General features: G+C 69.1%; 26 protein-coding genes and 2 tRNA genes. 9 read left to right on the top strand and 19 right to left on the bottom strand.

Annotated features, from left to right (window positions below; translation table 11 throughout):
* Positions 1-3: 3 nt before the first annotated feature.
* Positions 4-1,083 (top strand): GNAT family N-acetyltransferase, encoded by a 1,080-nt coding sequence (locus tag K0817_RS08815; protein ID WP_219981095.1) that lies wholly within the window; start codon positions 4-6, stop codon positions 1,081-1,083.
* Positions 1,080-2,180 (top strand): GNAT family N-acetyltransferase, encoded by a 1,101-nt coding sequence (locus tag K0817_RS08810; RefSeq protein WP_219981094.1) that lies wholly within the window; start codon positions 1,080-1,082, stop codon positions 2,178-2,180. The genes K0817_RS08815 and K0817_RS08810 overlap by 4 nt, the downstream gene beginning before the upstream one ends.
* Before the next feature lies 1 nt (position 2,181).
* Here K0817_RS08810 and mutM read toward each other — a convergent pair whose 3' ends face one another.
* The 7 genes from mutM to K0817_RS08775 all read right to left on the bottom strand — a co-directional run bounded on the left by mutM (position 2,182) and on the right by K0817_RS08775 (position 8,032).
* Complete coding sequence (gene mutM, locus K0817_RS08805) at positions 2,182-3,090, bottom strand: bifunctional DNA-formamidopyrimidine glycosylase/DNA-(apurinic or apyrimidinic site) lyase (protein ID WP_219981093.1); 909 nt, start codon at positions 3,088-3,090, stop codon at positions 2,182-2,184.
* A complete protein-coding gene (gene rnc / locus K0817_RS08800; RefSeq protein ID WP_219981092.1) occupies positions 3,083-3,784 on the bottom strand; it encodes a ribonuclease III in 702 nt (233 codons plus the stop codon). The genes mutM and rnc overlap by 8 nt, the downstream gene beginning before the upstream one ends.
* Positions 3,785-3,803: 19 nt before the next feature.
* Positions 3,804-4,013 (bottom strand): 50S ribosomal protein L32, encoded by a 210-nt coding sequence (rpmF, locus tag K0817_RS08795; RefSeq protein WP_127818873.1) that lies wholly within the window; start codon positions 4,011-4,013, stop codon positions 3,804-3,806.
* A 32-nt stretch (positions 4,014-4,045) separates the two neighbouring features.
* Entirely contained in the window at positions 4,046-4,582 is a 537-nt protein-coding gene (locus K0817_RS08790; protein ID WP_219981598.1) for a DUF177 domain-containing protein, read from the bottom strand.
* A gap of 71 nt (positions 4,583-4,653) precedes the next feature.
* The gene (gene coaD, locus K0817_RS08785; protein ID WP_219981091.1) at positions 4,654-5,151 is read right to left on the bottom strand and encodes a pantetheine-phosphate adenylyltransferase; all 498 of its coding nucleotides are present in this window, start codon (positions 5,149-5,151) and stop codon (positions 4,654-4,656) included.
* A 42-nt stretch (positions 5,152-5,193) separates the two neighbouring features.
* Complete coding sequence (locus K0817_RS08780) at positions 5,194-7,356, bottom strand: ATP-dependent DNA helicase RecG (RefSeq protein ID WP_219981090.1); 2,163 nt, start codon at positions 7,354-7,356, stop codon at positions 5,194-5,196.
* A gap of 37 nt (positions 7,357-7,393) precedes the next feature.
* Positions 7,394-8,032, bottom strand: a complete 639-nt coding sequence (locus tag K0817_RS08775) for a hypothetical protein (protein ID WP_219981089.1) — start codon at positions 8,030-8,032, stop codon at positions 7,394-7,396.
* 62 nt (positions 8,033-8,094) lie between these two features.
* Between K0817_RS08775 and rsmD the strand changes: the two genes are divergently transcribed.
* The gene (rsmD, locus tag K0817_RS08770) at positions 8,095-8,658 is read left to right on the top strand and encodes a 16S rRNA (guanine(966)-N(2))-methyltransferase RsmD (protein ID WP_219981088.1); all 564 of its coding nucleotides are present in this window, start codon (positions 8,095-8,097) and stop codon (positions 8,656-8,658) included.
* Here rsmD and K0817_RS08765 read toward each other — a convergent pair.
* Together K0817_RS08765 and thiL are read right to left on the bottom strand one after the other, a co-directional pair.
* On the bottom strand, positions 8,616-9,989 hold the full coding sequence (locus K0817_RS08765) for a serine hydrolase (protein ID WP_219981087.1): 1,374 nt from the start codon (positions 9,987-9,989) through the stop codon (positions 8,616-8,618). The genes rsmD and K0817_RS08765 overlap by 43 nt on opposite strands.
* 38 nt (positions 9,990-10,027) lie before the next feature.
* Positions 10,028-11,020: a thiamine-phosphate kinase gene (gene thiL, locus K0817_RS08760; RefSeq protein WP_219981086.1), complete on the bottom strand. Its 993-nt coding sequence runs from the start codon at positions 11,018-11,020 to the stop codon at positions 10,028-10,030.
* 43 nt (positions 11,021-11,063) lie between these two features.
* On the opposite strand from thiL, the gene K0817_RS08755 reads away from it, so the two are divergent.
* Complete coding sequence (locus K0817_RS08755; RefSeq protein ID WP_219981085.1) at positions 11,064-11,543, top strand: DUF3515 family protein; 480 nt, start codon at positions 11,064-11,066, stop codon at positions 11,541-11,543.
* 14 nt (positions 11,544-11,557) lie between these two features.
* Here the strand turns inward: K0817_RS08755 and K0817_RS08750 are convergent, their stop codons facing one another.
* The 7 genes from K0817_RS08750 to K0817_RS08720 all read right to left on the bottom strand — a co-directional run bounded on the left by K0817_RS08750 (position 11,558) and on the right by K0817_RS08720 (position 19,319).
* On the bottom strand, positions 11,558-12,652 hold the full coding sequence (locus tag K0817_RS08750; RefSeq protein ID WP_219981084.1) for a D-alanine--D-alanine ligase family protein: 1,095 nt from the start codon (positions 12,650-12,652) through the stop codon (positions 11,558-11,560).
* Positions 12,552-13,688: an NAD(P)H-dependent glycerol-3-phosphate dehydrogenase gene (locus K0817_RS08745; RefSeq protein WP_219981083.1), complete on the bottom strand. Its 1,137-nt coding sequence runs from the start codon at positions 13,686-13,688 to the stop codon at positions 12,552-12,554. The genes K0817_RS08750 and K0817_RS08745 overlap by 101 nt, the downstream gene beginning before the upstream one ends.
* A complete protein-coding gene (locus K0817_RS08740; RefSeq protein ID WP_219981082.1) occupies positions 13,678-14,442 on the bottom strand; it encodes a lysophospholipid acyltransferase family protein in 765 nt (254 codons plus the stop codon). The genes K0817_RS08745 and K0817_RS08740 overlap by 11 nt, the downstream gene beginning before the upstream one ends.
* Before the next feature lie 9 nt (positions 14,443-14,451).
* The gene (gene murA / locus K0817_RS08735; RefSeq protein ID WP_219981081.1) at positions 14,452-15,822 is read right to left on the bottom strand and encodes a UDP-N-acetylglucosamine 1-carboxyvinyltransferase; all 1,371 of its coding nucleotides are present in this window, start codon (positions 15,820-15,822) and stop codon (positions 14,452-14,454) included.
* A gap of 76 nt (positions 15,823-15,898) precedes the next feature.
* Entirely contained in the window at positions 15,899-16,495 is a 597-nt protein-coding gene (gene leuD / locus K0817_RS08730; protein WP_219981080.1) for a 3-isopropylmalate dehydratase small subunit, read from the bottom strand.
* A gap of 1 nt (position 16,496) precedes the next feature.
* Entirely contained in the window at positions 16,497-17,966 is a 1,470-nt protein-coding gene (gene leuC / locus K0817_RS08725) for a 3-isopropylmalate dehydratase large subunit (protein WP_219981597.1), read from the bottom strand.
* Positions 17,967-18,191: 225 nt separating this feature from the next.
* Positions 18,192-19,319, bottom strand: a complete 1,128-nt coding sequence (locus tag K0817_RS08720) for a TerC family protein (protein WP_219981079.1) — start codon at positions 19,317-19,319, stop codon at positions 18,192-18,194.
* Positions 19,320-19,607: 288 nt separating this feature from the next.
* On the opposite strand from K0817_RS08720, the gene K0817_RS08715 reads away from it, so the two are divergent.
* The 4 genes from K0817_RS08715 to K0817_RS08700 are packed head-to-tail and all read left to right on the top strand — an operon-like array spanning position 19,608 to position 22,097.
* Positions 19,608-20,165 carry an RNA polymerase sigma factor gene (locus tag K0817_RS08715; RefSeq protein ID WP_219981078.1) on the top strand — a complete coding sequence of 186 codons (558 nt, stop codon included), beginning with the start codon at positions 19,608-19,610 and terminating at the stop codon, positions 20,163-20,165.
* Positions 20,162-21,352: a DUF4349 domain-containing protein gene (locus K0817_RS08710; RefSeq protein ID WP_219981077.1), complete on the top strand. Its 1,191-nt coding sequence runs from the start codon at positions 20,162-20,164 to the stop codon at positions 21,350-21,352. Before K0817_RS08715 ends, K0817_RS08710 begins: the two co-directional genes overlap by 4 nt.
* 29 nt (positions 21,353-21,381) lie before the next feature.
* Complete coding sequence (locus K0817_RS08705; protein WP_219981076.1) at positions 21,382-21,744, top strand: DUF202 domain-containing protein; 363 nt, start codon at positions 21,382-21,384, stop codon at positions 21,742-21,744.
* Entirely contained in the window at positions 21,741-22,097 is a 357-nt protein-coding gene (locus K0817_RS08700) for a DUF202 domain-containing protein (RefSeq protein ID WP_219981075.1), read from the top strand. Before K0817_RS08705 ends, K0817_RS08700 begins: the two co-directional genes overlap by 4 nt.
* Before the next feature lie 95 nt (positions 22,098-22,192).
* Here K0817_RS08700 and K0817_RS08695 read toward each other — a convergent pair.
* Together K0817_RS08695 and K0817_RS08690 are read right to left on the bottom strand one after the other, a co-directional pair.
* Positions 22,193-22,268, bottom strand: a tRNA-Glu gene (locus K0817_RS08695).
* 46 nt (positions 22,269-22,314) lie between these two features.
* Positions 22,315-22,390 (bottom strand) — tRNA-Glu (locus K0817_RS08690).
* 99 nt (positions 22,391-22,489) lie between these two features.
* Between K0817_RS08690 and K0817_RS08685 the strand changes: the two genes are divergently transcribed.
* Positions 22,490-23,128 carry an MBL fold metallo-hydrolase gene (locus K0817_RS08685; protein WP_219981074.1) on the top strand — a complete coding sequence of 213 codons (639 nt, stop codon included), beginning with the start codon at positions 22,490-22,492 and terminating at the stop codon, positions 23,126-23,128.
* Positions 23,129-23,200: 72 nt separating this feature from the next.
* Here the strand turns inward: K0817_RS08685 and K0817_RS08680 are convergent, their stop codons facing one another.
* A complete protein-coding gene (locus tag K0817_RS08680) occupies positions 23,201-23,470 on the bottom strand; it encodes an HPr family phosphocarrier protein (protein ID WP_219981073.1) in 270 nt (89 codons plus the stop codon).
* Between the last annotated feature and the right edge of the window lie 16 nt (positions 23,471-23,486).

Below are 23,486 nucleotides of genomic sequence, written 5' to 3'. Positions count from 1 at the left end.
GACATGACAACCCTGACAGACATCGAATTCCGGCCATTGGTCGTTCCGGACTCCATCGACTCGCCCGACGCCGCCGACTTCGTCGAGATGGTGCGCGTCCGCAACATCATCTACCGCGAGATCTCGGGACATGGTGACGAGAGCATCGCGCCGGATGAGCTGCTCCCCCACTACCAGCCGACCCGATATCAGGCGCGCCACGCGTGGATCGTCCTCGACGACGGGGCCGTCATCGGCCGGATCGGCGTCGACATCCCGAGCGAGGACGGCTCCAAAGTCGCGTTGTGGCTCATCGAGCTGCTGCACGAGAGCTGGGGGCGTGGAATCGGCTCCGCCGCATATGAGCTGGTCGAGCGCGTGGCGCGCGAGAACGGCCGCACCGTGCTGCAGTCGTGGGCAGAGCATCCCGCGGCCGACGGTCCTCGGCTCACACCGCCGACGGGTTTCGGTGACATCCCCGAAGACCATGTCGCGCGCTTCTTCGTGCGTCACGGCTACACGCTCGAACAGGTGGAGCGCGCCAGCGCCTTCGATCTCACCGGATCGTTCGCGGAGGTCGAGCGACTTCTCGACGAGGCCCGGGCGGCCTCCCAGGACTATCGCGTCGTGCAGTGGTTCGCCCCGACCCCGCCGGAGTTCGCCGAGGGCTACGCATGGATGAAGTCCCGCATGTCGACTGACGCGCCGGCCGCGGCGCTGGAGTTCGATGAGGAGTCGTGGGATGCGGCGCGCATCGCCGAGCACGACGAGAAGTACACCGCGAGCGGGCGGACGCTGCAGGTCACGGCCGCACAGCACCTCGCGACAGGAGCACTCTGCGCCTTCAACGAACTCGTCGTCGGAAAGGACCGCACCGAGGCGAGCCACCAGGAAGACACGCTCGTGCTGAAGGAGCACCGCGGTCACAAGCTGGGAACACTGGTCAAGTGCGCCGGACTGATGTCGTGGCGCGAGGTGGCCCCGCAATCGCCCCGCGTCATCACCTACAACGCAGAGGAGAACCGTCCGATGCTCGACATCAACGAGGCGATCGGCTTCGCGCCGCTCGCGTACACCGGCGCATGGAAGAAGGTGCTCGCATGACCGACCTCGCCCAGCAGACGGCACTGAAGGTGAGCCGGATCGTCGTGCCCGAGACGCTGGACTCCCCCGACGCCGGGCCCTTCCTCGAGATGGTGCGCATCGCCAACGCCGTGTGCCTGCACGACGCCGGTCATGACGCCCTGCACGAGGAGCCCGACGAGATGCTCGGGATGCTGCAGGACCAGAGCGACTGGATACAACTCGCGTTCGCGGCCGAGCATGAGGGCGTCATCATCGGCGTCGTCAAGCTCATGATCTCGAGCGAGGAGGATGCCTCCACGATCGAGTTCGACCTGATGGTCGATCCCCCGCACTGGGGCCGGGGCGCGCAGGAGCGCCTGCTCGCCGAGGTCGAGCGCGAGGCGCGCGAGCGCGGACTCACGACCATCCAGACGTGGACGCTGCACCGGCCCGGGACCCCCGGTCCGGGCCTCGCTCCACCGACCGGCTGGGGTTCGATCCCCGCTGAGGACCGCCAGACGGTGTTTCAGCTCGCGAACGGCTTCACTCTCGAACAGGTCGAGCGCAACAGCGTGCTCGATCTGACCGGCGACCTCCGCGTGGTGGAGCAGCTGCTCGCCGAGGCGACTGCCGTGGCCGGACCCGACTACCGGATCGTGAGCTGGACGGCACCCACGCCACCCGAGCATCGCGACGGGTTCGCCTATGCGCTCTCACGCATGTCGACCGATGCACCGACCGGTGGCATGGTCGTGGACGAGCAGCGCTGGGACGCCGCGCGCGTCGAGCGCCGCGACGCCCGGCAGCGGGCGCAGGGCCTCACCGTCTCGGTCGCGGCCGTGCAGCACATTCCCACAGGGACCTTCGCCGCCTACAACGAGCTGGTCATCGCGGAAGACCACTCCCTGGCGACCCAGCAGTTCGGCACTCTGGTGCTCACCGAGCACCGGGGTCGCCGTCTGGGCACCGTCGTGAAGTGCGCGAACCTCCTGCGCTGGCGCGCGCTGGTGCCGGAGTCGCCGCGCGTCTCGACGTTCAACGCGGAGGAGAACCGCCACATGCTCGACATCAACGAGGCAATCGGCTTCGTGCCCGCCTCCTACGCGGGTGCGTGGAAGAAGGTTCTCGCCGGCTGACTCAGCGCCTGCGCTGGCACGTCGGGCAGAAGTGGCTCGAGCGGTTCGTGAACGACACTCGCACGATCGGACGGCCGCATCGGGGGCAGGGCTCCCCGGTGCGGCCGTACGCGTTGAGCGAGTGCGCGAAGTAGCCGGCCTGCCCGTTGACGTTGACGTACTGCGCATCGAAGCTGGTGCCGCCCTCGGCCAGCGCCTTGTCGAGCACGTGGCGGACCTCGGCGAGCAGCCGGTTGACGGCGCGCGTCGACAGCGCGCGGGCGGGGGTCTCGGGGTGGATCCGCGCCGCCCACAGCGACTCGTCGGCATAGATGTTGCCCACGCCGCTGAGCACCGTCTGGTCGAGCAGCACCCGTTTGATCGCGGACTCCTTCCACGCGAGCGCGCGGCGGAAGGAGGCATCCGAGAATGCCGGGTCGAGAGGGTCACGGGCGATGTGCGTCACCTGCGACGGGAGGGATGCCGCATCCAGGCCATGCCCGCCCGGTCGGCCGTCAGCGGTGGGCACCAGCTCGTCGATCGCCAGCGAACCGAAAGTGCGCTGGTCGGCGAACACCACCGCGAACTCGCCATGGTCGGGATGCACGATGTCCATCCGCACGCGTTCATGACGTTCGGCGTCGGCTCCCGACGTCCGCAGCAGCAGCTGACCGCTCATGCCCAAGTGGGCCACCAGCGCCTGGCGTGGATCCTGCTCTGTCCTGGCCGTGACGGGCAGCCACAGGAACTTTCCGCGTCGCGCAGCGCCCCCGATCACCCGCCCGGTCAGCGTCGCCTCGAATCCGGTCGCGTCCCCGGCGTGGCGGGTGAGGGCGCGCTCGTCGAGGACCGTGACACCGAGGACCGTGGCCCCGGTGACCGCGGGGGCGAGGCCGGCGCGGACCACCTCGACCTCGGGCAGCTCAGGCACGCCCGCTGAGCTCCCGCCACGCACTGAGTGCGGCGGCCATCTCGGCCTGCTTCTTGCTCGAACCGGTGCCTTCGGCGGTCAGGTCGCCCACGACGACCGTCGCCGTGAAGAAGCGATCGTGATCGGGTCCGGTCGAGCTGACGGCGTACACGGGCGGAAGCATGCTGCCGCGGGCAGCGAGCTCCTGAAGACTCGTCTTCGGGTCCATCGCGGCGCCGTAGCGGTCGGGATCCTCAAGCAGAGGTTCGACGAGTCGCAGCACGAGAGCGGTGGCCGCATCCGAGCCCGCCGACATGTAGGCCGCTCCCAGAATCGCCTCCATCGTGTCTGCCAGGATCGAGTCCTTGTCGCGACCCCCGGTGAGATCCTCGCCGCGCCCCAACAGGAGATGACGACCCAGGCCGATGCCACGGGCGATGTGCGCGAGGGCAACCGTGGAGACCACCGCGGCGCGACGCTTCGCAAGCGCGCCCTCGTCGAGGTCGGGATGGGCCGTGAACAGCCGCACGGTGACCGAGAGCCCGAGGACGGAGTCGCCGAGGAACTCGAGCCGCTCATTATGGGGCACCTGGCCGTTCTCGTACGCCCACGATCGATGTGTGAGCGCCAGCAACAGAAGCTCGGGGTCGATATCGACCCCGAGCTTCTGCGTGAGTTCTGCGAGCGCGGTGCGCTCGGCAGCGACGTCGGTCACGTCAGGCCGCGCGCGACGATCAGACGTCGGCGACCTTGCGGCCCTTGTACTCGAGGAACAGCTCGGTGCCCTGCGAGTCGGTGACGACCTTCGCCTGGTGGGGACGGCTGTAGACGACCTTGCCGTTCTCGACCGTCTTGACCAGCGTGGGAGCCTCGGCCTTCCACTGCGCGCGACGTGAGCGCGTGTTGGAACGCGAGACCTTCCGCTTCGGGGGGTTGCCTGCCATAGCTTGCTCTCTTCTGTGTTCTCGGCGCCGGGTCAGCCGCGGGAGCGCGGTGAATCGTCGTCGTGGTCCGTGGTGAAGCCCTGGAGCGCAGCCCATCGAGGATCGACGGGCTCACGCTGCTCTGACCCGGTGCTCTCGGTCAGCCGCTTGCCCGTAGCCGGATCGAGGCCGGGGCAATCCGGCTGACACACCGGCTGAAACGGAAGCGCCAGGACGACCGCTTCCCTGACCAGAGTTTCAAGATCCACGTGGTCGTCTTGAACCTCGAAGTCAGTTTCTTCCTGGCCAGGATACGCGAAAAGCTCCTGAAACTCGACTTGGAGCCCCTCGGCGATCTCGGTGAGGCACCGGCTGCACATGCCGGTGTACTCGGTGTCGATGTCGCCGGTGACGAGGATCCCCTCGTGCACCGACTCCAGCCGGACGTCCACGGCGACCGGCTCACCCTGTTCGACGGCGACGAGCCCTTCGCCCCACTTCTCCGGCGACGAGACCTCGAGCGTGAACTCGCGCATCTCGCCGGAGCGGTGCACGATGTCTCTGACCGGGATCACGAACGGTCCCGTCACATGCTTTCTGGCCACGGTCCCCTATCGTACCGGCGGTGTGTGGACCTCGGCGCGTCGGCGCCCGCGAAGGCTCAGATGCCGCGCGCGCCGGTGTCGAGGAAGCGCCCCACGGCCGGCGGCACGAACGGAGTGACGTCGCCCCCGAGGCCGGCAACCTGACGCACCAGCGAACTCGACACGAGCGCGTGCGCGGGGTCTGGAAGCAGGAACACCGTCTCGATATGGGCCAGGTGACGGTTGACGATGGCCATCGGCGTCTCGTACGCAACGTCCACCTGGGAACGGATGCCCTTCACGAGGACGCTCGCCCCCACATCCGTCGCGTAGTCGACCAGGAGCCCCATGCTCCACGAGGCCACGATGACCTCGCCGTCGATGTCGCTCTCGGCGATGGACTGCTCCAGGAGCGCCTGGCGCTGCGCGATGGGGAGCATGGCCTCTTTGCCCGGATTGTGCACCACCAGCACGTGCAGCTGGTCGTACAGCATCGCGGCTCGGCGGATGACATCGAGATGACCGAGGGTCGGCGGGTCGAACGACCCCGGGACGACGGCGATCCGGCTGCTCATGGGCCCAGCCTAACGGGACCGCGCGGCGGGGCCGGCCGCGGCTCAGTTCTTCGCCAGTGCCGCGCGCTCGGCCATGCCGACGTTGCGCTCCAGTGCCGCGGCGAGTCCGGTGTGCCGCTGCAGGGCGGGGTCGTCGGCGAGCACGCGCTCGGCGGCGACCCTGGCCTCGGTGATGATGTCGGCGTCCTTCACGACCCGCAGCAGCCGCAACGACGATCGCGCTCCCGACTGGGCGTCGCCGAGCACATCGCCTTCGCCGCGCAGCTCGAGGTCCACCTCGGCCAGAGCGAAGCCGTCCAGTGTCGCGGCGACCGCCTCGACACGCTGTCGAGCCGGGCTCGCGGCGGGCGCCTCGGTGACCAGCAGGCAGAGCCCGGGGACACCGCCGCGACCGACGCGTCCGCGCAGCTGATGAAGCTGCGACACCCCGAATCGGTCGGCCTCGAGAATCGCCATCGTCGAGGCGTTCGGCACATCGACCCCCACCTCGACCACCGTCGTGGCGACGAGAACGTCGATGTCGCCTCGGGCGAACGCCTGCATGACGGCGTCCTTCTCGTCGGAGGGCATCTTGCCGTGCAAGGTTGCCACGCGCAGTGACCTGTACGCCTCGAGGCGCGACAACACGTCCGCGACCTGGACCACACTCCACCGTGTCCGACTCGTCTCGCCGGCTGCCTCGGGTACCGGCTCGTCGGCGGTATCGTCCTTGGTCAGCGCCTCGGCATCGATGGCCGCGCACACCACGAACGCCTGATGACCCTTCGCCACCTCCTCTGCGATGCGGTCCCACACCCGAGCGAACCATCCCGGGCGCTCAGCGAGAGGAGCCACGAAGGTCTCGATTCCGGCCCGGCCGGCCGGCATGGTGCGGATCGTCGAGACGTCGAGGTCACCGAACACCGTCATCGCCACCGTCCGCGGAATGGGCGTCGCCGTCAGCACCAGGACGTGCGGCGAGGATCCCTTCGCCCGGAGTGACTCGCGTTGATCCACGCCGAACCGGTGCTGCTCATCGACGACGACGAGGCCCAGGTCGGCGAAGGTGGTGCTCTCGCTCAGCAGCGCGTGGGTGCCCACCACGATCCGCGCCTGGCCCGACGCGGCGCGCAGCGCCGCCTTGCGACGCTCCGCCGCCGTCAGCTGCCCGGTCAGCAGCGTCGGCATGAGCTCGGGTGCGAGCTGGGGACCCAGCATCCGTGCGATCGACCGCACGTGCTGGGCGGCGAGCACCTCCGTCGGCGCGATGAGCGCGGACTGCCCGCCATCCTGCGCGACCTGCAGCATCGCGCGCAGGGCCACGAGCGTCTTGCCCGAGCCCACCTCGCCCTGCACGAGCCGGTTCATGGGCCAATCGCCCTGCAGATCGCGCTCGATCTCAGCACCGACATCGAGCTGGTCAGGGGTGCGCGCGAAAGGCAGCGCGGCGTCGAACCGCTCGAGAAGGTGCCCGGGCGTGCGCCTGGTGGCCGAGAGCGCGCGCACGAAGGCCCGCTGCTGCAGCAGCGCGACCTGGAGCACGAACGCCTCCTGCATCCGGAGAGTCGCGCGCGCCGGCTCGATCTCGTCGAGGGAGGCCGGCCGATGGATCCGCTCGATCGCCGTCCGCGCCTCGAGCAGGCCGTCACGGGCGCGCAGGTCGTCGGGCAGGGATTCGGGCACGTCGCCCAGTCCATCCAGCACGATGGCGACGATCTTCTGCAGCTGCCAGCTCGAGACGGTGCTCGTGGCGGGATAGATCGGGATCGGCAGGTTCGCCGTCGCCTCGGCGGTGAGGCGTGCGGTCTCTTCGTCGTCGAACAGCTGGTAGTCGGGGTGCGCCAGCTGCTTGGCGCCCCGGTACTCCCCCACCTTGCCAGCGAAGATGCCGCGACGGCCCGGCTGCAGATCCTTGACGCGCCAGGCCTGATTGAAGAAGGTCAGCGACAGATCGCCGTGGCCGTCGCTGATGACGACTTCGAGCAGCGAGCCGTTGCGGTTCTTCATCCGCCGCTCGCTCGCACGACGCACCTCGGCCACGATCGTCACCGGCTCGCCTACCGGCAGCGACGAGATCGGCGTGAGCTCGCCACGCCGCGCGTAGCGGCGCGGGTAGTGCACGAGCAGGTCGCCGACGGTCCTCATGCCGAAAGCGCGTTCCAGCGCAGCGGCCGTCTTTCCGCCGACCGCGCCGTCCAGGCGCGAGTCGAGGGTGAAGGACGCCATGGCACGAGTCTAGATTCCCGCGCCGACGTCACGATGCTCAGCCGAAGATGCCCTGAACGATGTCGGAGAAGAACGCCCGCCCGTTGCGGTTCGCGGTGGACATGTAGATCCAGACGTCGTCGCGGGCGGCGATCAACTCCTCGGTGTCGGTGCCTTCACCGGGTAGATCGCAGAACTCGACACCGAAGTCCTCGGCCGGCTGGCACGTGTACCCATCTTCGGGCAGCGTGGTGAGGGCTTGCGCCACCGCATCCGGCGATGCGGTGCTGATCAGGAGCAGCACACCCGTCGCGTCCCCGACGATCCAGTCGCATCCGAGCGCGAGCGTCGCACCTTCCGGCGCTGGACGGACGAACCCCTCCCCGTCGCTTTGCAGTGTCATGTCCCCGACGGTCTCGTCGCGCGTCTGGGCAGTCCCCAACGCCAGGCAGTCGGTCGGCACGTTCGCCGCGACCACGACGGCGTCGTCGTCGGTCGGCGTCGGCTCGGCCACGGACTGATCCGGCTCCGGAGTCGACACGCCTGCCGATGTCTCGTCACCTGACGGCGTCGTGCTCGCACAGCCCGAAAGCGCCGCCGCGGCAACGACGGCGCCGACCACCATGGATGCGAATCTGGTATCGCTCTTGATCATCTCGAACCCCCGAAGACTGGTGATTCCCCCGGCGCCGATCATAGGGGCTCGTACGCCCGCATCGGCAAGCACGACGCGCCTGAGTCCGCCGATATCGTGAGGGGGTGCCCCGTATCATCGCCGGACGAGCCGGATCGATCCTCCTCGACGTTCCCGACGCCGGCACGCGCCCGACGAGCGACCGGGTTCGCGAGTCGCTGTTCGGCGCCCTCGAATCGGCGGATCTCGTGCGGGGCGCCACGGTGCTCGACCTCTATGCCGGTTCCGGCGCGCTCGCCCTCGAGGCCATCAGTCGCGGCGCCGTCGCCGCCGACCTCGTGGAGCGCTCCGCTCGCGCGGCGACCGTGGCCGAGCGCAACGCGGCCCGCGTCGGCAAGGCCGTCGGACGGGATGCCGCCATCCGGGTCCATCGCGGATCTGCCGACGGATTCCTCCGCACGACGAGCGGCCGCTACGACATCGTGTTCCTCGACCCTCCATACGATGTGGGCGAGGCGGAGCTCGCGGCGACGCTCGGTCTGCTCGTTCCCGTCCTGGCCGAAGACGCCCACGTCGTCGTGGAACGCGCCTCGCGGTCCCCGAAGCCGCAGCTGCCTCCCGGCCTCGTCGCCATGCGCGACAAGCGCTACGGCGATACCACCCTGTGGTGGTCTGCCTCCTCCGGCTGAACGCCCGCCGGGTCCCCCGCCCAGACCGCGGGGCCGGTGAATCCGTGGTCCCTCGTGATCGTCAGCCGACCCGTCGATGACACCTCGAGACGGAACGTGACGGCATCCTGGAGCGTGCGTAGGTGCGCGACGTAGGTGTCGGAGATCCACCCGCCCGCGACGACGAAGCGATCGCCGTACCAGAGGCCGCGCCTGCCGTGACCGTCCCCCAGGTGCGCCGGCGTCCACCTGTCTGGCTGGATCGTCAGTTCTGCGCCGTCGAGGGTGAGCGTGCCACGCGAGATCCGCACGTGCGCAATCGGCCCGTCGTAGTGGAATTCGACCACGTCCTCGCGCATCGCTCCCCCGGGCGCGGCGATCGCCATGCGCGTCGGCACCGACTCGGGCGGCTCCTCGGTGTCCCACGCCGGCATCAGCTCACGCCAGATCACGTCGAGTGGGACCTGCATGTCGGGCAGACCGCCGGTCATCGCGATGACGGCGTCGTGCCCGGGCATGACGACGACGTACTGGCCGAACGCGCCGTCCGCGCGATACGCGTCGTACCGGCATCGCCAGAACTGGAACCCATACCCGCGGTTCCAATCCCCCGCGCCGGTGCCGTTCGAGATGTGGGCGCTGGTGGCAAGGTCGATCCACTCCGCCGGCACGAGAGCGCGCCCCTGCCATCGGCCGCGCTGCAGCAGCAACTGACCGAATGCTGCGAGTTCCTCCGACCGCAGCATCAGCCCGAAGCCGCCGGCGTCCACGCCGGCCGGGCTCTGCTCCCACCACGGCTCTTCGAAGCCCAGCGGCTCGAACAGGCGCGTGCCGAGGTACTCGCTCAGCCGGAGTCCGGTCCGGCGCTGCACGATCTCTGACAGCGCGTACGTCGCGGGCGTGTTGTACAGCCAGTGAGTGCCGGGATCGTGCGCCAGCTCGGTCGCGAGAAGCGTCGCCGACCAGTCCTCGCCCCAGTCACGCGGCTCTTCGGCGTGTCCGGTCGACATCATCAGGAGGTGGCGCACGCGCAGTGATGCGAGCCGGTCGCTGATCACCGCGGGCGCGGCCCCGGGCAGGAGGTCGATCACACGGTCGTCGAGGCTGAATCGGCCCTCGTCCACCGCGAGCCCCACTGCCATCGCCGTGAAGCTCTTGCTGACCGAGTACAGCGCGTGCGGAACGTCGCGGTCGTACGGCGCCCACGTGGTCTCGGCCACCACGTGGCCATGACGCACGACCGTCAGCGTGTGGACGTGGTCGATCTCATCCAGCGCGTGGACCAGCCGGGCGAGTGCGGCGGAGGGCACGCCCTGATTCTCGGGGCGCGAACGCGGCAACAGCGTCGTCATCAGGTCAGGCTAACGCGCCCGGCCCTCGGACGACGGCGTCACCCGCTGCGGCTGTCCCAGTCGCGATACGGGTCCCAGCCCCCGGGACCCGTCGGCGGCCGGCCGTCGACCAGCACGGCCGCCTCGCCGCGCGGGGTGACGCTGCCGATGCGCTGGAAGCCGTGGGGCAGTGCCGTGTCGCCAGGGAACGTCGCCAGGAGCGCATGATCCTCGCCACCGGTGAGTGCGCTTCCCGGATCGGAACCGAGCATGGCCGATTCGATCGAGATCGTGATCCCGGATGCTTCGGCGAGACGTGTCGCGTCGAGCACGAGCCCGTCCGACACATCCATCATGGCCGTCGCGCCCGCGGCGGCCGCGGCGGGTCCGAGCGCCACCGGCGGGGTGGGGCGCAGCTGAGCGGCAAGATCGTCGCGCTCACGGGTCGTCAGCAGACGCTCATCGATGGGCACCGGTGTGCCGGCGGCATCGGTGAAGCGGTCGAAGAGCACGCGAAGACCGCGGGCGGCGCGGCCCAGTGCGCCCGCAACAGCGACGGCGTCACCCGGCCGCGCTCCCGAGCGCAGCACCGGCGCGCGCCCGGCGAGTGCTCCCAGGGCCGTCACGGCGATGGTGAGTGTCTCGGAGACGGTCAGGTCACCCCCTTCGACCGCGCAGCCTGGAGCCAGCTCGAGGCACGCCGCGCGCAGTCCGTCGGCGAGCCCCGTCACGAACGACAGGCGCGTCGAGTCCGGCATCGCGATGGCCACGAGCAGCGCGGTCGGTGTCGCACCCATGGCGGCGATATCGGCGAGGTTGACAGCCGCTGCCTTGTAACCGAGATCGAATGCCCCTGACCATGCGAGGCGGAAGTCGGGCCCGTGGACGAGGGTGTCGACGGTCGCCACCACTCGACCGTCCGCGGCGGCGATGACCGCCGCGTCGTCGCCCGGGCCCACGACCGCGGACGACTCGCCCACCCGTTCCAGGATGCGGCGCAGGATCTCTCCCTCGCTGAGGTCGCCCACCACGGGGTCCATGTGCTCGTCCATCACCTCTCCACGCTACCCTCGCGGCCCGGGTTAGCCTGGACGGGTGCGTCTGTCCCCCCTCGCTGCCGCGGCCGGCCTGGTGCTGGTCTGCGGAGTGCTAGCCGGCTGCTCGACGACCGTGAACCTCGAGCCCGCCGACGGCGCGAACGACCCCGCATGCGCCCAGGTGAGCGTGCGTCTGCCCGGCTCGGTGGCCGAGCAACCGCGTCGGTGGACCGACGCGCAGGCGACCGGCGCGTGGGGCGAGCCGTCAGCCGTGCTGCTGAGATGCGGCGTCACCCCGCCCGGCCCCACCGAGGCCAAGTGCATCACCATCGCCGGTGTCGACTGGATCGTCGACGAGAGCCAGGCGCCGCGGTACCTCGTCACGACGTACGGCCGTGTCCCCGCGGTGGAGGTCTTCATCGACAACGAGACCGTCTCGCCGAACGACGTCCTCGGCGATCTCGGCGGCGCCGTCGCGGCGGGAACGCTCGCTGAGAGTGAGTGCACCCTGACTGAGACGCTCGTCCCCGAGGGCTGAGCCGTGGGGCCGGCTCAGGCCGGCACGCGCTCGCGCGCGAGATCGACGAGCTCGGTGATCAATTCGGGGTAGGTCATCCCCGAGGCGATCCAGCACTTGGGGAACATCGAGATCGGCGTGAAGCCGGGCATCGTGTTCAGCTCGTTGACGTACAGCCCGTGGTCAGTCAGGAAGAAGTCCACGCGCGCGAGCCCTCGTCCGCCGACCGCCTGGAACGCCCGGACGCCGAGCTCCTGGATCGCCGCGACCTCGCCGTCGGTCAGATCGGCGGGACACACGACATCCGCCCCGTCTCCGCCGAGGTACTTGCCTTCGAAGTCGTAGAACTCGCGTGTGGTGAGCACGATCTCTCCCGGCAGCGACGCGCGCGGCGCTGCACCGGAACGACCCTCGAGGATCGCCACCTCGATCTCGCGGCCGACCATCGCCGTCTCGATGAGAACCTTGTCGTCCTCGGCGAACGCCACCTCCAGAGCGGCGTCCAGCTCGGTGGCGTCATGCACCTTCGAGACGCCGACGCTCGACCCGGCACGCGACGGCTTCACGAATGACGGCACGCCCAGGGCCGCGGCATCCGCCCTCACCCCGGCCGGATCATCGTCCCAGCGGGCACGCGTGATCGTCACCGACGGAGACACCGGCACGCCCGCGGCGGCGAGCACGATCTTCATGAAGTGCTTGTCCATGCACAGGGCTGAGTCCAAGACGCCGCCGCCCGCGTAGGGAATGCCGAGCGTGTCGAAGAACCCCTGGACCGTGCCGTCCTCGCCGTGCACGCCGTGCAGGATCGGCAGGACGACGTCCAGACGGCCCAGCTCGTCGACAGTGCCGTCCGGGCGGCGCACGCGCAGCATGCGGTCGGCCCCGCCTTCGGGCCACAGCACGCGTGTCGCGTTGTCGACGACCTCGGGCAACCGCTCGGCGTCGAGCGCGAACTTCGCCGGATCGTCGTCCTCGAGCACGAAGACCCCGTCGCGCGTGATTCCGATGGGGATCACGCGATAGCGGTCACGGTCGATCGCCCGAAGCACCCCGCCCGCCGTTGCGGAACTGATCGAGTGCTCGCTGGAGCGACCGCCAAAGAGCACCGCCACCGCCGGCCTGTCCATTCTGCGTCCTCTCGCCCTGGGGGGTGTCGTCGTCTGTCGTGAGGTGGGGCGCGATGTCGCGCGGATTCATCGTGCCGTCCAGCACCATCTTGACCTGCTCGACGATCGGCATCTCGACGCCCACCTCGCGGGCCAGCTGCAGGATCGGAGCGATCGAGGCCAAGCCCTCGGCCGTCTGATTCATCTGCTTGACGACGTCGTCGTAGCGGTAGCCCTGACCGAGCAGGCGCCCGGCGGTGTTGTTGCGACTGAGCGGCGACTGGCACGTCGCGATGAGGTCGCCGAGTCCCGCGAGCCCCTGCAGCGTCTCGGGCTGGGCCCCGAACGCGACAGCGAAGTCGGTCATCTCCACGAGTCCTCGCGTGATGATCGACGCTTTGGTGTTCTCGCCGTAACCGACGCCATCGACGATGCCGATGGCCAGCGCGATGGCGTTCTTGAGCACGCCGCCGAACTCGGTGCCGATGACGTCGGTGTTGACGAAGGTGCGGAAGTAGCGGTTGCGCGCACGGCGCGCCACGGCTTCGGCCGTCTCCTGACTCGTCGACGAGATCACGGCTGCGGTGGGCTGCTCCCGCGCGATCTCGAGGGCGAGGTTCGGGCCGGATGCGACGGCGATGCGAAGCGGATCGCAGTGCAGTTCCTGCTCGATCACCTGGCTCATGCGCAGGCCGGTGCGCCGCTCGAGACCCTTCATGAGCGACACGATCGGAACGTCGGTGCGGGCGACGAGCGGGCGCACCGCCTTGAGATTCTGCCGGACCGCCTGACTCGGGATGGAGATGTAGATCTGCTCGGCACCGTCAACGGCCTCGGACAGATGATGGGTGGCGTGCATGCTCCGCGGGAGGTTGATCCCCGAGAGGTACTCGCTGTTTCGCTTGGCCTCCTGGATCTCGGTGGCCAGCTCAGGACGGCGTGCCCACATCGTCACGTCGGCGCCGCCGTCGGCGAGGATCTTGCCGAAGGTTGTTCCCCAGCTGCCCGCGCCGATGACGGCGACGCGAGGGCGTGCGGCATCCTGTCTACGACTCAAGGCGACCCGTCTCCTCCTGCCCGTGTGCGGCGGGCTTCCAGCGCTCTGCCGGAGCCGGCTCGTCACGCAGCTGCGCCAGCAGCGTCGCGATCTCGGCCATGACCTCATCGGTGGCAGCGGCGAGGGCGATCGGCTGTCCCGCCGCCCCGTCGATGGACTGCACATCGATGGCGTCCCCGATGATGACGCGCACGCGCCGCCGCAGCGGCCACAGGCGCAGCTTTCCGTACCGCGGCAGGATCTGCTGCGCGCCCCAGTGGGCGATCGGGATCACCGGGATGCCGCCGCCGGCCAGCGCCAGTCGCACAGCACCCGTCTTGCCGCGCATCGGCCACAGGTCGGGATCGCGCGTGAGCGAGCCTTCGGGGTACACGATCACGCCGCGCCCGAGGCGTACGAGCTCGCGGGCGCTGTCGAGGGTCTGCCTTGCGCCGGCACCGGAGGACGCGCGTGAGACCGGGACCATTCCCGTCCGTCGCAGCGCCCACCCGAGCACGGGCACGCGGAACAGGCTCTCCTTCGCCATGAAGCGCGGCGCGCGGCCGAGCCGCCACACCGCGACAGCAACGACGAGCGGGTCGATCTCGCTCATGTGGTTGGGGGCGAGGACATATGCCCCCTCGCGCGGCATCTTCTCACCGTCGATGATCTCGACCTTGGCGAGCAGCCCGAACAGCGGGACGACGATCGCTGCGAGCGGCCAGAAGATGCTCGGGCGGGTCTTCTCGCGCGAGGCGCGGAGTTGCGAGGCCACCACCGGGCGCTATCCGACGACGTCGAAGTCGGCGCCGAGAGTCTCGAGCTTGGTCAGGAACTTCTCGTATCCGCGGCGGATGATCCCGATGTTGCGCACCACGGACTCGCCCTCCGCGGCCAGAGCCGCGATGACGTAGCTGTAGCCGCCGCGCAGGTCGGGAACGACGACGTCGGCGCCATGGAGAGGAGTCGGCCCATTGATGACGGCGGCCTGCTCGAGGGCACGCCGTGCAACCCGCCGGTCGGGTGCGTCGATGCCATGCGGGTGCACGACGATGTCGGCACCCATCTGGTTGAGCGCCTGCGTGAACCCCAGCCGGTTCTCGTACACCGTCTCGTGCACGACCGATCGGCCTTCGGCCTGGGTGAGCGCCACGATGAGGGGCTGCTGCCAGTCGGTCATGAAGCCCGGGTGCACGTCCGTCTCGACGGTGACAGGCTTGAGGGCGCCGTCGCGGCGGAACTGGATGCCGTCCTCGCGGACGTCGAACCAGCCGCCGGCCTTGCGGAAGACGTTGAGGAACGTCAGCATCTCCTGCTGCTTGGCGCCGCCGACGAAGATGTCGCCGTCGGTCGCCAGCGCCGCGCACGCCCACGATGCCGCCTCGTTGCGGTCGAAGATCGCGCGGTGGTCGTAGCCGCGCAGCGAGTCCACGCCCTCGATCAGGATCACGCGGTTGGGCTCGTACGAGATGATCGCGCCCATCTTCTGCAGCACCGCGATCAAGTCCATGATCTCGGGCTCGATGGCGGCGCCGCGCAGTTCGGTGGTGCCCTTCGCGCGCACCGCCGTGAGCAGCACCTGCTCGGTCGCGCCCACGCTCGGGTACGGCAGCTCGATGTTCGCGCCGTGCAGCCCGTTCGGCGCGGTGATCCGGATGCCTTCGTAACTCTTGTCGACGACCGCGCCGAACGCGCGCAGCGCATCCATGTGGAAGTTGATCGGGCGGTCGCCGATGCGGCAGCCGCCGAGATCCGGGATGAGTGCTTCGCCGAGGAGGTGCAGGAGCGGTCCGCAGAACAGGATCGGGATGCGGGAGGCCCCGGCGTGCGCGTCGATCTCCTCGAAATGCGCCGTGACGGCACCGCTGGGATCGAGGTGGAGCGTCCCCTCCTCTTCACCGTCCTCGACATGCACGCCGTGCACCTCGAGGAGAGAGCGCACGACCTGCACGTCGCTGATGTCGGGGACATCCCGCAGCGTGCTGGCCGTCTCGCCGAGGAGAGCCGCCACCATCGCCTTCGTCACGAGGTTCTTGGCACCCTTGACCTCGACCCGGCCCGTCAGCGGGCGACCGCCACGGATGGCGAGAATTTCACCGGCCACTTCTTTGACTCCCGACTTGGCATCAGCGTCGACATTGAGAAGCGACTTCATCCGGTGGACCTCACTTGGTGTGCTCGAGGGGCGGCTTGCGGCGACCGTGCGCCCGGGTGGGGCACTCGGCCTTGACTCACGGAACGGGAATCGTCCGTGGCCGCCACGCCTCGCGGCGAGCCTCGAACTGCGTGATCTTGTCTTGTTCACGCAGCGTCAGCCCGATGTCGTCGAGCCCTTCGAGAAGCCGCCACCTAGTGTAATCGTCGATGTCGAAAGCGAAGTCGATGCCGCCGACGCTCGCGCGTCGTGCCTCGAGATCAACCGTCATAGACGTTCCAGGCTGGTCCTCGAGCACGGCCCACACCGCTTCCGCGTCCGAATCCGAGATCACGCCCGTGACCAGGCCTTGCTTACCGGCGTTGCCCCGGAAGATGTCGGCGAACTTCGGGCTGAGCACGACGCGGAAGCCGAAGTCGCGCAGTGCCCAGACGGCGTGCTCGCGGCTCGAGCCCGTCCCGAAGTCCGGTCCCGCGACCAGGACGCTCGCACCGGCGTACTCCGGTCGATTCAGCACGAAGTCCGGATCCTGACGCCAGTTGGCGAACAGGGCGTCCTCGAAGCCCGTCTTGGTGACGCGCTTGAGGTAGACGGCCGGGATGATCTGGTCGGTGTCGACCGCGGAACGCTTCAGCGGTGCAGCGATCCCGGTGTGCGTGGAGAACTTGTCCATGTCAGGCCCCCGCCCCGCTCGAAGCCCCCACGTGGGTGGCGATCGGCTCCAGGTCGCTCGGGCTCGAGAGTGTGCCCCGCACGGCGGTAGCTGCCGCGACGAGCGGCGACACGAGGTGTGTGCGGCCGCCCTTGCCCTGCCGACCCTCGAAGTTGCGGTTGCTCGTCGAGGCGCACCGTTCGCCGGGAGCCAGCTGGTCCGGGTTCATGCCCAGGCACATCGAACAGCCGGCGAAGCGCCATTCGGCGCCGAACTCGGTGAACACCTTGTCGAGCCCCTCGGCCTCGGCCTCGAGGCGCACCCGCGCGGATCCCGGCACGACCATGACGCGAACGCCGTCGGCCTTCTTGCGCCCCTTCACGATCGATGCGAACGCTCGAAGATCCTCGATGCGGCTGTTTGTGCACGATCCCATGAACACGGCATCGACCGGCACCTGCTTCAGAGGCGTGCCCGGCTCGAGGGCCATGTACTCCAGCGCCCGCTGAGCCGCGGTGCGATCGTTCGGATCGGCGAAGTCGTCCGGCGACGGAACGACATCACTGAGCGACACACCCTGACCGGGATTGGTGCCCCACGTCACGAAAGGCTCCAGCTCGTTCGCGTCGAGGAACACTTCGGCGTCATACACCGCGCCCTCGTCGCTGGGCAGCGTGCGCCAGTACGCGACGGCGTCGTCCCAGTCCTGCCCCTTCGGCGCATGATCACGGCCCTTGACGTATTCGAACGTGATCTCGTCGGGTGCGACCATACCGGCGCGCGCCCCAGCTTCGATGGACATGTTGCAGATCGTCATGCGCCCCTCCATGGAGAGGGACCGGATCGCACTGCCACGGAACTCCAGGACGTAGCCCTGCCCGCCGTTCGTCCCGATCTTGGCGATGACTGCCAGGACGATGTCCTTCGCGGTGACCCCGGGATTGAGCGTGCCCTCCACGGTGATGGCCATGGTCTTGAAGGGCTTCAGCGGGAGCGTCTGTGTCGCGAGCACGTGCTCGACCTCGCTGGTGCCGATGCCGAAAGCCATCGCGCCGAACGCTCCGTGCGTGGACGTGTGCGAGTCACCGCACACCACCGTGATGCCGGGCATCGTCAGGCCGAGCTGCGGACCGACGACGTGGACGATTCCCTGCTCCTTGTCGCCGAGCGAGTGCAGGCGCATCCCGAACTCCTGGGCGTTGCGCCGCAGCGTCTCGATCTGGGTGCGGCTGGTGAGGTCGGCGATCGGCTTGTCGATGTCGAGCGTCGGGGTGTTGTGGTCTTCGGTCGCAATCGTCAGATCGAGGCGCCGCACCGGACGCCCTTCGGCGCGCAGACCGTCGAAGGCCTGCGGACTGGTGACTTCGTGCACCAGGTGCAGGTCGATGTAGATGAGGTCGGGCTGACCGTCCTCGCCCTTGACGACGACATGGTCGTCCCACAGCTTCTCAGCGAGGGTGCGGGGGTGATCGGGGATGCCGGGATTGCTCATTGCTCTGTCGTTCTCCTCGAATGGGGCTGTGCCCGCATGGGGATGGGGCCCGCGACGAAACTCCGCGACGAGAGAGGCCTGGAAACTAGGACTCGTCGCGGCCGCTAAGGAGAAGGCGAGCGATCCGCACATGCCCAGGCTACCACCCGACTGTGCGGCGGCGTCGCTCGCGCCGCCGCACAACGTCCAGTGCGGCGGCGCGGGCCGGAGCCGGCTGGACCGGCGTCAGCGGTGCTCGTCGGCGTGCGGCGTCTCGACGGTCGGCGGTGTGCCCTTCTCCTCGGCGACGATCGTCGCCGCCTCGGCTGCAGCGGCCGTGCCGGTGGTCGCGGCCGTCGCGGCGGCCGCGGCAGCGGCAGCCGTCCGCCCCAGCCGCCTGTCACGCGACGACGCGATGAGGCTCGCGACAGTGGCGACCACCATCGAGACGATGATCACGCCGAGCGACGTCCAGGTCGAGATCTCGGGCGCCCATTCGATGTGCTCGCCGCCGTTGATGAAGGGCAGCTCGTTGACGTGCATGGCGTGGAAGACGAGCTTCACGCCGATGAAGGCGAGGATGAACGCGATGCCATAGTGCAGGTACCGCAGGCGGTCGAGCAGATCGCCGAGAAGGAAATAGAGCTGCCGTAGCCCCATCAGGGCGAAGATGTTGGCGGTGAAGACGATGAACGGGCTCGTCGTGATGCCGAAGATCGCGGGGATCGAGTCGATCGCGAAGAGCAGGTCGGTCACGCCGATCGCCGCGAAGACGATGATCATCGGCGTCCACACCTTCTTGCCGTCCACGACGGTGCGGATCTTCGCGCCGTCGTAGGTCTCGCTGATGTCGATCGTGCGCCGCAGCATGCGGACGACGAAGTTCTCCTGCTTCACCTCGTCGTCATGGGCCCCTCCGGGGAACGCCTGACGGATCGCCGTCCAGACCAGGAACGCGCCGAAGAGGTAGAACACCCAGCTGAACTGCTCGATGATCGCGGCGCCAGCGAGGATGAACAGACCCCGCAGCACGAGAGCGATGATGATGCCCACCATCAGCACTTCCTGCTGATACCGCCGGGGCACCGCGAACTGCGTCATGATCAGCACGAACACGAAGAGGTTGTCGATGGAGAGGCTGTACTCGGTCAGCCAGCCGGCCACGAACTGGCCGGCGTACTCGCCGCCGGCGAACATCCACATCAGGCCGGCGAAGATCAGGGCCAGGGTGACGTAGAAGACGACCCACAGCGTCGACTCCCTGGTGGAGGGGATGTGCGGGCGCTTGAGGATGAGGAGCAGGTCTGCCAGCAGGATGAGGGTGAGGATCACGAGCGATCCGATTTCGAACCACAGCGGGAGTTCGAGGTCCATTGAGGGCCTTTCGCGGGGAGATGTACGAGGGGTCGGTCGGTGCCGAAAGTCTCTCCCCGCAGGCCGTGGCCGGCCCGCGTCGCGCACCCGGGGCCGCTCAATCGAGGCCCGTGATGACGGATGCGCGCAGTCGGGATACTCCCTCTCGCTCGCATCAGGATACAGGGTCGGGATGCGGCATCCGGCGCTGTTGAGACGTTCGGCGCGCTGCGGACACTGACACGGTGAGAGACAATGAACTCCGCGACGTCGCCCACCTGGCGCCGAGCGCGGGGCCGGAGGACTGGCATGGCAGACGAGGACTCGCCGGGAGACGGCGCCCTGGTGGCGGCGGCGGCCGGCGGAAGCGAGATCGCCTTCCGCACGCTGTACCGCGCGTATGTCCGCCCGGTGTACTGGCTCGCCCACGGGCTGGTCGGCAACCCCGCGGATGCCGAGGAGGTGACGCAGGAGACGTTCCTGGTGGCCTGGCGCAAGTTGCCCGGCCTCGAGCTCGTCGGTGACTCCCTGCTGCCATGGCTCGCGACGGTCTGCCGCTATCAGGCCGCGAACCGGGTGCGGCGGCAGCGCCGCGACCGCGAGCACCAGGCTGGTGTCGCCGATGAGAGTCTGCCTGCGACGGTCGACATCGAGCAGCAGATCGTGGTCGGCGAGCTCGCCGACGCCATCCTGCGCGAGGTCTCGGGGCTCAGTCCGCTCGACCGCGACATCTTCCGGCTGTGCGCTGCGGAAGGGTACGCCTACCAGGCCGCCGCCGACGAGCTCGGCGTCGCGCACGGGGTCGTCCGCAATCGTCTCTCCCGCATCCGCACGCGATTGCGGACCGTCGTGAAGGAGAGCACATGAACACGCAGCAGCCCGACGCCTCGGCGCCCCTGCCCGAGCTGAGCGCGGAGCGGGTCGACGACCTCGAGAAGGCGCTGTTCGCCGACATCGCGCGGGAGCGCGACGTCGCAACGGCTCGCCGAGCCCGCCGCGGCCGGCTGTGGATCGTGGGCGGCGCCGCCGCGGGCGTCATCGCGGTGGCCGCGATCATCGCGCCGACCATCGGGCCGCTGGTGTCCGGATCCAACGGCGCCAGCAGCGACACGGCGACAGCTCCGTTCGACCAGCCTGGCGGCGCGGAGCCGGGCGGCGGTCTGGAAGGACCCGTAGAACTGGATGCGCAGCAATCGGATCAGGACGCTGTGACGGAATCGACGGCCCGGGACGATTCCCTCGCGGACGGTGCCGCCGACCGGGACATCATCACGACCGCATCCGCGACGGTGACCGTCGAGGACGTCGAGTCCGCCGCACGGACGATCGGTCAGATCGCCGTCGCGCAGGGCGGATACGTCGAGTCGATGAACATCAGCGCCGATGCCTCGACGGCTGTCGTCGACCCGTCGAGCGGTGTCGCCTACGACACGATGCCCTACCCGTACCCGTACCCGCCCGGTGACACCTGGATCACGGTGCGGGTGCCGGCCGACCAGCTCACCACCGTCGTCGACGAGCTCGCCGAGATCGGGGACGTCACCGCGTCTTCGGTGAACCGGCAGGACGTGACCGAGCAGACGGTCGATCTCGCCGCGAGGATCGAGGCGGCGCAGGCCTCTGTGGAGCGCCTGATGGCACTCATGGCGCAGGCCGAGAGCGTGGCGGACCTGATCGCCGCTGAATCCGCGCTCTCTGAGCGGCAATCGATGCTGGAGTCGTACCAGCAGCAGCTCGAGATGCTCGAGTCCCAGGTGGCGATGTCGACCCTGACCGTGACGCTCACGCCCGAGACCGAGCCCGTGGTCGCCGATCCGGCAGGCTTCGGCGACGGGGTCGTGGCCGGCTGGAACGGCCTGGTCGCCACGCTCAACGGCATCGTCGTGGCGTTCGGCTTCCTGCTTCCCTGGCTGGGTGTGGCGGCGATCGCCGCGCTCATCGTGTGGGGGATCGTCCGGCTGGTTCGCCGGCGCCGCGAACGACGGAGGGATGCCGCAGCCCGGCGCCCGTCCGCAGACACCCGTCCCGAGACTCCGGGCGAGGCCTCCGAATGACCGGAGGGTGCCGTCGGTAGTGTGGGACGGTGCCCCGCAGCAGATTCCCGCAGTCGGTCTACGGAACCGGCGACGAGCCGGACGCGCGGTTCAGCCTCGCCAACGAACGGACCTTCCTGGCTTGGAACCGCACCGCGCTCGCCCTCATCGCCGGAGGCGTGGCGCTGGAGGCGCTCGGTCTGGACCTGCAGCCCGGCCTGCGCCTCGCGGCATCCCTGATCCTCATCGCCGCGGGACTCGTCGTGCCCGTGCTGGCGTGGTTCGAGTGGGGCCGCATCGAACGCGCCCTGCGCGTGGCCTCGCCGCTTCCCGGCTCGGCCACGAGCATCGCTCTGGCGGTGACGATCGTGCTGGTGGCCGCCCTGGTCCTGCTCGGCGTGGTGCTGCGATGACGCAGCGCCTGCTGTTCGATCCGGGGCTGCAGCCCGAGCGCACCGAGCTCGCTTGGCGTCGCACCGCGCTCGCGATCGGCGTGGGCTCCCTCATCGCGCTGCGGGTCGTACCCGCCATCGCGCCGTCGTCTCAGCTGCAGCAAGCGTGGCTCGTGCCGGGCATCGTCGGCGTCGCCTTCGCGGTGATGCTGTGGTTGCGCTCGCGTGTACGCCACGCGCGCGTCAACGAGGCGCTGCTCGAGGATCGACCCGAACGGATGCCGGGCGCTGGGCTGCTGCTGGTCTTGACCCTGTTCGTCGGCGGCTGCGGCATCCTCTCCGCCGTCATCGTGCTGCTCCCCCACGCCGTCTGAAACGACGAGACGCCCCGCGCGCGAGCGACTCTCACCCTGCTGGCATGACCAACGCAAGAACGCCCCGCTCGTGACCGAGCGGGGCGTTCTGACGTTGGTGACCCCAGCGGGATTCGAACCCGCGTTACCGCCGTGAGAGGGCGGCGTACTAGGCCGCTATACGATGGGGCCGCACATCTCCGCCGGACGAGCCGACGGATCTGCAGTGTTGTCTGACTGGTGACCCCAGCGGGATTCGAACCCGCGTTACCGCCGTGAGAGGGCGGCGTACTAGGCCGCTATACGATGGGGCCGTTCAGGCAACCGTTCGATTATGCCACGTCGCGTCTGACCCCTCCAAATCGGTGCGGCCGGGTGTTGCCCACCGCGCGGGCGGGGGGTTGACTTCACTCATGCGAGTCACCAAGTTCGAACACGCGACCCTCACACTCGGGAACGCCGGCAAGACCCTCGTGATCGATCCGGGATCGTTCACCGCTCCGCTGGGCGAGCTGGACGACGTCGTGGGCATCGTCCTCACCCACGAGCATCCCGACCACTGGACGCCCGATCACCTCGACCGGTTGCTCGGCACGTACCCCGGCGCGCAGATCTTCGGCCCGGAGGGGGTGGCGAGGGCGGCCGCCGGCTACGAGGTGACAGTCGTGGGCCCCGGCGACACCGTGAGCATCGATCCCTTCCGCATGGAGTTCTTCGGGGGGCGCCACGCGGTCATCCACGAGTCGATCCCGGTCATCGACAACGTCGGGGTACTCGTGGACGATGCCTTCTACTACCCGGGCGACTCGTACGCGCTGCCCGAAGAGCACTCGATCGATCTTCTGGCAGCACCGATCGGAGCACCGTGGCTCAAGATCGGCGAGGCGATGGACTTCGTCCTGGCCGTCCAACCGCGCCGCGCGTTCGGCACCCACGACATGACCCTGTCGGTCGTGGGCAAGGACATGGGGCGCGCGCGGCTGCGATGGGCGACCGAACAGGGCGGCGGCGAGTTCCTCACCCTCGATCCGGGGGACGCCGCCGATCTGTGAGACGTAAACGGACGACGGATGCCGCAGCGGCTTCGACCCGCGGCATCCGTCGTCTCGTCTCTGCGCCGGCCGCTACTGCGCGTCGAGGTCGGTCTCGAGCAGAGCCACCAGCTCGTCGAGGGCCGCATCGGCGCCGTCGCCTTCGGCTTTGAGTGTGACGACCGTACCATGTGACGCACCCAGCCCCATGAGGGAAAGGATGCTGCCGGCGTTGAGGTCCGGACCACCGTCCACGGCGATGGTGACCGAGACCGGCTGGGACTGCACGGCCTGCACGAACAGCTTCGCAGGGCGGGCATGCAGCCCCGAGCTGCTGGCGATGGTGGCCTGACGTTCTGCCATGGTGTGTCTCCTCGTC

It is taken from the genome of Microbacterium sp. HD4P20, from assembly GCF_019449275.2.
Classification (GTDB): Bacteria; Actinomycetota; Actinomycetes; order Actinomycetales; family Microbacteriaceae; genus Microbacterium.
The sequence above is the reverse complement of the archived record's forward strand: the minus strand, read 5'-3'. Positions and strand labels throughout refer to the sequence as shown.

Excerpts from the sequence above, each read along its gene's own strand:
- K0817_RS08685 (WP_219981074.1), top strand. The coding sequence starts at position 22,490 with ATGCGAGTCACCAAGTTCGAACACGCGACCCTCACACTCGGGAACGCC.
- K0817_RS08810 (WP_219981094.1), top strand. The coding sequence starts at position 1,080 with ATGACCGACCTCGCCCAGCAGACGGCACTGAAGGTGAGCCGGATCGTC.
- leuD (WP_219981080.1), bottom strand. The coding sequence starts at position 16,495 with ATGGACAAGTTCTCCACGCACACCGGGATCGCTGCACCGCTGAAGCGT.
- K0817_RS08680 (WP_219981073.1), bottom strand. The coding sequence starts at position 23,470 with ATGGCAGAACGTCAGGCCACCATCGCCAGCAGCTCGGGGCTGCATGCC.
- K0817_RS08715 (WP_219981078.1), top strand. The coding sequence starts at position 19,608 with ATGGCAGACGAGGACTCGCCGGGAGACGGCGCCCTGGTGGCGGCGGCG.
- coaD (WP_219981091.1), bottom strand. The coding sequence starts at position 5,151 with ATGAGCAGCCGGATCGCCGTCGTCCCGGGGTCGTTCGACCCGCCGACC.
- K0817_RS08815 (WP_219981095.1), top strand. The coding sequence starts at position 4 with ATGACAACCCTGACAGACATCGAATTCCGGCCATTGGTCGTTCCGGAC.
- leuC (WP_219981597.1), bottom strand. The coding sequence starts at position 17,966 with ATGAGCAATCCCGGCATCCCCGATCACCCCCGCACCCTCGCTGAGAAG.
- K0817_RS08710 (WP_219981077.1), top strand. The coding sequence starts at position 20,162 with ATGAACACGCAGCAGCCCGACGCCTCGGCGCCCCTGCCCGAGCTGAGC.
- K0817_RS08750 (WP_219981084.1), bottom strand. The coding sequence starts at position 12,652 with ATGGACAGGCCGGCGGTGGCGGTGCTCTTTGGCGGTCGCTCCAGCGAG.
- K0817_RS08720 (WP_219981079.1), bottom strand. The coding sequence starts at position 19,319 with ATGGACCTCGAACTCCCGCTGTGGTTCGAAATCGGATCGCTCGTGATC.
- K0817_RS08765 (WP_219981087.1), bottom strand. The coding sequence starts at position 9,989 with ATGACGACGCTGTTGCCGCGTTCGCGCCCCGAGAATCAGGGCGTGCCC.
- murA (WP_219981081.1), bottom strand. The coding sequence starts at position 15,822 with ATGAAGTCGCTTCTCAATGTCGACGCTGATGCCAAGTCGGGAGTCAAA.
- K0817_RS08700 (WP_219981075.1), top strand. The coding sequence starts at position 21,741 with ATGACGCAGCGCCTGCTGTTCGATCCGGGGCTGCAGCCCGAGCGCACC.
- rpmF (WP_127818873.1), bottom strand. The coding sequence starts at position 4,013 with ATGGCAGGCAACCCCCCGAAGCGGAAGGTCTCGCGTTCCAACACGCGC.
- K0817_RS08775 (WP_219981089.1), bottom strand. The coding sequence starts at position 8,032 with ATGATCGGCGCCGGGGGAATCACCAGTCTTCGGGGGTTCGAGATGATC.
- K0817_RS08780 (WP_219981090.1), bottom strand. The coding sequence starts at position 7,356 with ATGGCGTCCTTCACCCTCGACTCGCGCCTGGACGGCGCGGTCGGCGGA.
- thiL (WP_219981086.1), bottom strand. The coding sequence starts at position 11,020 with ATGGACGAGCACATGGACCCCGTGGTGGGCGACCTCAGCGAGGGAGAG.